Annotated in this window: 6 protein-coding genes and 1 pseudogene; 4 read left to right on the top strand and 3 right to left on the bottom strand. The window is 47.3% G+C overall.

The window, feature by feature from the left end:
- The coding region (locus RMO35_RS11715) for a hypothetical protein (RefSeq protein WP_309741407.1) at nt 1–2,863 on the top strand (2,863 nt) is incomplete at its 5' end.
- A 247-nt stretch (nt 2,864–3,110) separates the two neighbouring features.
- On the opposite strand, the gene RMO35_RS11720 is transcribed toward RMO35_RS11715, so the two are convergent.
- Nucleotides 3,111–3,761, bottom strand: coding sequence for a hypothetical protein (locus RMO35_RS11720; protein WP_309741408.1), 651 nt, complete (start codon nt 3,759–3,761; stop codon nt 3,111–3,113).
- Nucleotides 3,762–3,958: 197 nt separating this feature from the next.
- Between RMO35_RS11720 and RMO35_RS11725 the strand changes: the two genes are divergently transcribed.
- Both RMO35_RS11725 and RMO35_RS11730 read left to right on the top strand, forming a co-directional pair.
- Nucleotides 3,959–5,089 carry a quinone-dependent dihydroorotate dehydrogenase gene (locus tag RMO35_RS11725; RefSeq protein WP_309741409.1) on the top strand — a complete coding sequence of 377 codons (1,131 nt, stop codon included), beginning with the start codon at nt 3,959–3,961 and terminating at the stop codon, nt 5,087–5,089.
- A gap of 207 nt (nt 5,090–5,296) precedes the next feature.
- The gene (locus RMO35_RS11730; protein ID WP_309741413.1) at nt 5,297–5,668 is read left to right on the top strand and encodes a response regulator; all 372 of its coding nucleotides are present in this window, start codon (nt 5,297–5,299) and stop codon (nt 5,666–5,668) included.
- A gap of 45 nt (nt 5,669–5,713) precedes the next feature.
- On the opposite strand, the gene nspC is transcribed toward RMO35_RS11730, so the two are convergent.
- A complete protein-coding gene (gene nspC / locus RMO35_RS11735; RefSeq protein ID WP_309741415.1) occupies nt 5,714–6,871 on the bottom strand; it encodes a carboxynorspermidine decarboxylase in 1,158 nt (385 codons plus the stop codon).
- Nucleotides 6,872–7,099: 228 nt separating this feature from the next.
- Here nspC and RMO35_RS11740 point away from each other — a divergent pair, with 228 nt between their 5' ends.
- Nucleotides 7,100–7,855: a GUN4 domain-containing protein gene (locus RMO35_RS11740; RefSeq protein ID WP_309741416.1), complete on the top strand. Its 756-nt coding sequence runs from the start codon at nt 7,100–7,102 to the stop codon at nt 7,853–7,855.
- 167 nt (nt 7,856–8,022) lie between these two features.
- Here the strand turns inward: RMO35_RS11740 and RMO35_RS11745 are convergent.
- Nucleotides 8,023–8,356: pseudogene (locus RMO35_RS11745) on the bottom strand (MFS transporter); the annotation flags it as partial.

The following is an 8,356-nucleotide window of genomic DNA, read 5'->3' on the forward strand; positions in this document are numbered from 1 at the left end:
CGATCAACTTCGCCAAAAATTTGTCGGTTACACTCTCCCAGACAACAAAACTGCAACTCCCAACCCGGCAAATATCTCAAATTGCTTTTCGCTACCGCTGACTACTACGCCAACGGCTAACAACGACTTCGAGTGTCGGAACTATCCATTTCAATACAATAACAATATTGCTCAGACTACTAGTACCGATGGATCTGGCGCTATAGTTTTAAGCGAGCAAGATGGCGGTAGAAATAGCATTCAGTATACAGCCTTTACTTTCGTACAGGACAAGACGGATTATGTCGCAGGTTCGAGTCCACCAGCACCAGATCCTAAACTTATTCCTGCGGGGCAGACTTATGCGGGATTGAATGCTTTAGAATATCGCTACACCGTCTACGCTACGGCTGCTAAACCAAATCTGACAAATCCCAGCAACCCAGTTCAGAACAGTGATGGCAAGACTGTTTTGCAAATGGATTTCAAGAGTCGGATCGTACCGCTATTTCAATTTGCGGTGTTTTATGATGGTGACTTGGAGATGACCTCCACTCCGAGGATGATTCTCGGTGGACGGGTACATACTAATGGTAATCTCTATGCTCAAAGTACGGCTGCCAATCCGGCTGGGGCTGCTCCTTTAGGCGCAACTACCTATTTCAATGATAAAGTCACTAGTGCTGGGGAGATTTACGATCGTACCGATGCCTCTTTCTCATATCAAGGTCAACCTTTAAGCTCGCCGGGAACTGCGGCGGTGCGGGTGCTTCAGTCAGGCAATCCAATTACGAATAGTCCCCCACCTGTCTATTTCCCAGATAGTTATTTTCGGACGCGCTTGCTGGTTGGTACATCTCTTACCACTCCACTATCCAATGCAGAAATAGCTGCTTTTGGCGGTCAAGTTAAAGATGGTGTGGCTGGAGCCACAACTCTGAATGTACCCGACGCAGGATTTTTACGCAAACGTAATTATTATAACGATCGGGTCGGTAGATACTATGATAAGGCGGATATGCGGCTGGAAATGGTGCCCGATCGAGATGTTACGAGTAAAGCTACGACGCCGTGGACTCGCGACTCCAGCCGCATCCCGTTCAACTTTACATCGATCCAGACTGGTGGTAGTGGGGCTTGTACGACAGCGCCACCCGCACCAGGTAGCGATCCAGCCTCCACCTATGTCGATCCTACCAGAAACAATTTTGCGGCACTGCGTTGCAATATCTTTACCAAAGGTCAGCTCCAAAGTCTGCGTCAACCAGTGATGGTTAGGACTTATATCAAACAAACTGCTGCACTCCTTGGCGCTGAAAATACGATGTTAGGTAAGCCGACCGTCTTGCCCACACCACCGACATTGAGTAGTTCGACAAACAACAATGCAGTTCTCCGTGCGCTCCAACTCGCGCTAGTATCTACTCCTTCACCCGTTAATTACGCTACGCTCAACACAGCGTTCGACAATGGTGTGTATGGTGGAAACACTGGTGCCGTTGTCGATGGCTCTCTGAAAGCTTTTAAAGACACATTTACTACGCTCATTGATAGTACGCGTATTCCGACACTCACTGCCGCAGATCGAACGGCACTGCTGTCGGCATCTCCAAATGCGATCGCCGCACTTCGAGATGCTTGGTTTCTCCCCGCACCTGTCCAGCGGATCGAAAACGATAATTCGATCGTGCAAATCACTGCAAATCGCCGCAATAGCGGATTCTACGATAATCGCGAGCAGAGGTGGATGACGATGCTGCAAACCAATGTGCTCAGTTTATCAGTCTGGAATCGGGACGGTTTGTATGTCGAAGCTACAAACACCGATCTGACATTGCCTTACGCAACCACTGTCGCTCTCAAAGACGCGGCTTTCAACACTGGGATTGATAGTTTCGCTGATACTGTCAATGTGACGACGGGCTTGGCTTTTGCTAGAGCAGCCGCCGCTGGCACCATTAGACTGACTTCATTAGGATTGGGGAGCAGTGACACTACGGAGGGTGGGCTGGTGCTTCATGCTACCGTCAATGACGATCTCGATGGCAATGGATCGATCTCGGCGACCAACGATATCACTCCCGATACCACTGCGCCGATCTACCGCAAAAAACCTGACGGCACCAATAGTCTAGACACTAGTGGCAATCCGATCGTGATTGACTATCCCCGCAAATATCCCGGTGGTGCCAACGGTCAGAGTCCCTTTGGCTTTGCATTCAATGGCGGTGACTATTTGCCTGGAGCGCTAACGTTAGTCACAGATCGCGCGGTCTACATTCAAGGTAATTTTAATAATAATGGTGCAGCTCAACCTGCTACTGCTGTGAATGTGCCCAGCGTAGATCGGCTACCTGCGTCTGTAATGGCTGACGTAATTACGATTCTCTCCAATGAATGTCTGAGCGGTGTAGGTTCTGCAAATTTCTTGAACACGCCTGGTGGTCAGATTAGCTGTGGAATTCCCAACGCCTCGCATGGCTCGACAGTTAATTTTGGGACTAGCCGCTATATTGTTAGTAATCCGACGGCAGTAAATGCTGCCTTTTTGTCCTCGGTGATGAGTAGTTGTAATAATCTGGGCCTTAATCGTGCCTGTACGGGGCCGAAATATAGCGGCGGTCTGAACAACTACTACCGTCTACTGGAAGATTGGGGCACAAATACTGAATATTTCAACTATTATGGTTCCTTTGTAAGTGTGGGTAGACCTCTAGAGTCTAGCGGTCAGTGGATTGCTGGTGGAAGTAGTCCGGGAAGTTATGCTAACGTTCCACAACGGAATTTTAATTTCGATACTAAATTCAATAGCTTTTCCTTGCTACCTCCCCTGTCGCCAAGTGCGATCTATCTACAACAGGATGTCTTTAAACGTAATTATTAACCGACCGATCGAGATCTATAGATGTGTTTGCTACTCGCGCTCGACTCAATCGGGATTATCGAGCGCGATAATCCTCATTAGGGGAGAGACTCAAGATCGAGTCTCTCCCCTGGTTCTTTAGCTATAGCAACTGCCGCGCTAGCTTCGGACATACCCCCCGACTTCTTCAAAGAAGTCAGGGGTATTGCCGTAATGGTCGAGATGTCCTCATCGCCCCGACGGTTGCGATAACTACCGTCAAGAGCGATTAGAATTCAAACCCCACACCAAAGTTGACACCAGCATTAGGGCCGAAGTCGGTATTGTAACTGCTGACTAGTGCTACACCTTCAAACAAGTTGACATCCACACCGACGGTTGCGAGTAATCTGAAATCGCTATTGGAACTATACTGCACCCCACCACCAGCATGGAAAGTTACCACTGGGTTGCGCTCGAAGGGTTCTCGATCGCTAAACACAAAATCATAGGTGATGGGTAGTCGCACGATCGTCCCGTTACCGCCAAAAACGGCTGAAGGGCGCAGCGAATAATTTTCCCCAAATGCGAACCTGCTAATGACGCCAAAGGAACCGCTACCATTGCCTGTGGCAATGGCTGGGCCAAAATAATTGCGGGGAATTCTGGAGGGATAGCCGCTACCTGTATCGACAGTGCTCGGTGCTGGTGGAGCGGTTGGGGGCGGCGGTGTCGATCCACCGGGGAGTTCGGACTGGGCGATTTTGCGTGGTGCGGTGGGAGCTTGGATCTCGGGGCTAGTGAGTGGGGCGCGATTTTTCCAATTTGACAGCGCAATTTTGGAAAAGCTGCTAGTCTTTGGCGCTGTATGAATTACGGGCTGCGAGGGTGGAGCTGTTGTCGCAGGACTTGTCACGATCGGTGGGATGGGATGGATCACTGAATACTCCTCAAAGATTAAGTACTTTATTAATGACCGAATAGTCTAAATTCTGATATTTAGATCTAGACTGATAATTGATTATATAGTTTCTTCAAATCAAATCTGCGCGATCGCCATTTCGATTTCCCACCTGTTTACTTCCAATTGCCGCCACAGACTTCACAATAGCCAACCGTTTAGCCGCTCATAATACTTTGGATATCTATCAACTCGCCATTCGTCCGCTGTTATTTTCGGGTTTTAAAGCAGATCCAGAAGTCGTCCATCAGCGGTCATTAGCCCTGCTACACGCGATCGATGCGACGCCGACGGCTCCGCTAACCAAACTTGCTAAGGCGAGCTTGCAGCAGTATTTTTGTCGGACAGATCGACAGCTAGAGCAGTCTTTATTCGGGCTGAAATTTGCCAATCCGGTTGGTTTAGCGGCGGGTTTTGATAAAGATGGAATTGCCGCTGGGATGTGGCAATATCTGGGATTTGGGTTTGCGGAGCTGGGAACGGTTACTTATCATCCACAGCCGGGGAATCCCCAGCCGCGATTATTTCGATTGCCCCAAGATCGGGCGGCTTTAAATCGGATGGGGTTCAATAATTTGGGTAGTGCCGCGCTGGCTGCGGCGCTGCAACAGCGTCATGCTGGTAATTTTACCATCCCGATCGGGATTAATTTGGGTAAGTCTAAGGTGACGCCTTTAGATGAGGCGGCGACTGATTATTTAGGTAGCTTCCAACGGTTAAAAGATTTGGGCGATTATTTTGTGATTAATGTGAGTTCGCCGAATACGCCGAATTTACGCGATCTCCAAGCGATCGAACCATTGCGGATTATTTTTGATACTTTACAACAAGAAAATCAAGGTCGAAAACCAATTTTAGTTAAGATTGCGCCGGACTTAGCATGGGAGGATATTTCCGCAGTAGTAGAGCTATCTCAGACATACCAATTAGCCGGAATTATTGCGACCAATACGACGATCGATCGATCGCAATTAACCACGAATTTTGTCACCGCTACAGGCAAAAAAGTTACTGAAGAAGCTGGGGGAATTAGTGGGGCACCAGTGCGTCAAAAGTCTACTGAAGTCATCCGGTTTATTTATCAGCAAACGGGTGGCAGCTTGCCCATTATTGGCGTGGGGGGCATTTTCACCGCCGATGATGCTTGGGAAAAGATTGCTGCTGGTGCTAGTTTAATTCAGGTATATACGGGTTGGACTTATAATGGACCGTGGATGGTCGATCGAATTTTAACTGGATTGTTAGCTAAATTAGAAGCGCGTGGATTGGCAGCGATCGCAGATGCAGTAGGAATTGGTGATGACTAAATCTCTAGCGATATTAACCTAGTTTTTTTGCTATACATTCGCTCGCGATCGACGGACAGAAATGTGTCGATGTAACTTTGTGCTTTATAATAAAGTAATATATGATTAATTTAGCTTTGAATTATTGGTAGCAGTTACTGGATAATTACGGTCGAGTTGAATTCGGTCTAATCGATCGATACTTTACTAGTCTGAAGAATCGCAGCAATGATTAAAATTTTAGTTGTCGAAGACAGTCAATCAGAACGGGAATTAATTACGCTCCTTTTACAAAACAATAATTATGAAGTTATTGCTACAAATAATGCTGAAGATGGCATAGAATTGGCTGTCAAGCACCAGCCAGACGCGATCGTCACAGACATTACGATGGAGGGAATTAATGGCTTTGAGTTTTGTCGGCTGCTAAAGGTTTACCCGGATACCGAAGAAATTCCGATTATTGCTTGTACTGCTCGCGATCGAGATTTGGATCGGATGTGGGGGCAAAAACAAGGGATCGACTTCTATCTGACTAAACCGTATTCTGAAGCAGATCTACTTAAGGCGATCGAAGCTGTACTTAAGCTTAGTAGTTGAATAGCCAGATACCCAACTAACTAGTACAGTCAGGTATCTGAAATACTAACCCAATCGCGAGCGATAGTCTTGATAAGAAAATTCACGCCATAACTCAAATTTACCGTCTTTATCGAGTCGTCCGATCGCGGGATGGACGACACCATTAAACATCGAAGTTTTCACCATCGTATAGTGCATCATATCTTCAAAGATCAGCCGATCGCCGATTGTTAACTGCCGATCGAAAGCGTAGTCGCCCAAAAAGTCGCCAGCCAGACAACTAGAGCCACCCATTCGATAGATTGGTTCGCCAGTTTTTGGCTCGCTTGCGCCGCGAATTGCGGGCTTATAAGGCATCTCTAAGCAGTCGGGCATGTGCGCGGTAAACGATAAATCTAGCATCACATTTACCACATCATCAGTTGGAATTAAATCCAACACTTTGCCAATGAGAAATCCGGTTTCCCAGACAATTGCCGAACCTGGTTCCATCCAGAGCTGAATGTGGGGATGACGCTCGCTAAAGGCATTTAGTACCGCGATCGCATGGTCGATATCATAATCTTTGCGGGTCATCAAATGACCGCCGCCGAAGTTTAACCACTTAATTTGCGGTAAAAACTTGCCAAATAATCTTTCGATATTAATAATCGTTTTTTCCAAAGCAAATGAATCGCTCTCGCATAAATTATGCGACAGGAAGCCATCGATACCCGCTGGTAAAGTATCGCCTAGCTGCGCTGCGGATACTCCAAGCCGAGTCGAGGGCTGACAGGGATTGTAGAGGGCGGTAGTGACGGGCGAATACTCTGGATTGATTCGCAGTCCGGCTGAGGGTTTGTGGGGCGTATGTGCCGCTAGCTGAGCGCGAAATCGATCGTACTGCGCGAGCGAATTGAAGGTCATGTGGGAAGCATAAGTCAGAATTTCGGGCACATCTTCATCCCGATAAGCTGGCGAATAAACATGTACCTCGCTCCCAAACTCCTCAGCGGCGAGTCGAGCTTCCCACAAGGAGCTAGCAGACGCACCCTGAAGGGTGGTGCGAATCTGGGGGAAACTCGGAAATAATGCAAACCCTTTGAGCGCGAGCATGATGCGAATCGGGGCAGCTTTCTGGACTCGATCGAAGATGCTAAGATTGCGATCGAGTAGTCGTTCTTCTAGTACAAAACAAGGCGAGGGAATAGTTGCGAGGATTTCGTCGTTAATTAGGGTCATGTTTACTCACAAAAAGGTAACTAAAAATTCGTAGATTTAACAGTGGGATCCTAGCAAATCTCGCAGCTAGATCTAGGCTGGAGAATAGTGAAAAATAAAGGTATAAAACGGCACAAAATCATGGAGACGATCGATAATCGATCGAGATTTGGGTATCCTAGATCTGCGATTGGCAGCAACAAGCGCGATCGCCAACTCGACCATTTATAGCTTAATCTAATTGCCCGTATGAAACCAGAGCTACACTACCAAGTGCTCGAACTCGAAGTTGGAGCCTCACCAGCGGAGATTAAGCAGGCTTATCGGAATTTAGCGAAAGTTTGGCATCCAGATCGGTTTGTGGGCGATGCCGTTTTACAACAGCAAGCACGAGCAAAGTTTCAGTTGATTAATACTGCATATGAGTTCTTGAAATCCGATCGATCTCTAGTTATGCAGCAAGTCCAGCCTGCTGACGATCGTGGGTCAACTTTTGGTGCTGGCACTCGCTTAGAAGAATTACTTAATTTAGGTAATTTTAAAGCAGCCGATCTGGAAACTAAACGCTTGTTATTATCATTAGCAAATCGCGAGCGAGAGGGCTGGTTATCAACCACAGATGTGCCGCACATTTCACAGCAGGCGTTGACTGAGATCGATCGATTGTGGGTTACAGCCAGTAATGGGCGCTTTGGATTTAGCGTGCAGCGCGATTTGTGGCAGCAGCTTGGCTGTAAGTCATCGGGAAATATGCACGCCCAAACAATTAGTGAAAATAAGTTTGGTGAATGTGTGCGGTGGCGGGTTGGTGGGAGATGGTTATCGGAATGGGATGACTTTAATTGCGATCTGAATTCGCCGCCAGGAAGTTTACCCAGAGCCTATATTTTTGGGTTGAATGGTTGGTGGAGTTTTTCACAGGGTTGGACGGGATACTTTTTATTAAAGTTTGATGAAGTGTTCCTCCAGTTAGCTAGTAATACCGATTCCAATTTAAAGAATTAAAGCTATGGATCTTTACCCCACCTAGCATCCCCTTTATAAGCTACGGTGTATACACACGTCGGTTGGACTTCGTTTTGAGATCTAAATCCCCCAACCCCCTTGAAAAGCGGATGCGCGTTCGTCGGGTTTCCCGACGGATTAGCGCACCAAGCAGGGGGCTTTTGAATTCATAGTGAATCAGAACGTTTTAGCAATCGTGCTAACCAGGTAAATTCTAGTAATTGAAATACAGAGCGTTCGCCCGCTGGTTGCAGGAAAATCATCGGCAATAGAGATAATAACCGGAGGATGCTGGAAATCACAAATAAACCCGTCAATCCACCGACAATTTCCCAGCTAGCCACCGTACCGCCCACTAAGGTACCCAAGGAACCACTAATCCCACCCATCGCGGCGATAATGCCAAAATACTGGGCTTGATGATGCTCGTGAGCGATTTCGATCTGGAGATTATTTAAGCACAGATCGATCGCGGCACTAGCACCACCATTGAGAATAAAT

This window comes from Chamaesiphon sp. OTE_20_metabat_361 (genome assembly GCF_031364565.1).

Bases quoted from the DNA above. Each gene is read 5' to 3' on its own strand.
- RMO35_RS11730 (WP_309741413.1), top strand. From the start codon at position 5,297: ATGATTAAAATTTTAGTTGTCGAAGACAGTCAATCAGAACGGGAATTA.
- nspC (WP_309741415.1), bottom strand. From the start codon at position 6,871: ATGACCCTAATTAACGACGAAATCCTCGCAACTATTCCCTCGCCTTGT.
- RMO35_RS11740 (WP_309741416.1), top strand. From the start codon at position 7,100: ATGAAACCAGAGCTACACTACCAAGTGCTCGAACTCGAAGTTGGAGCC.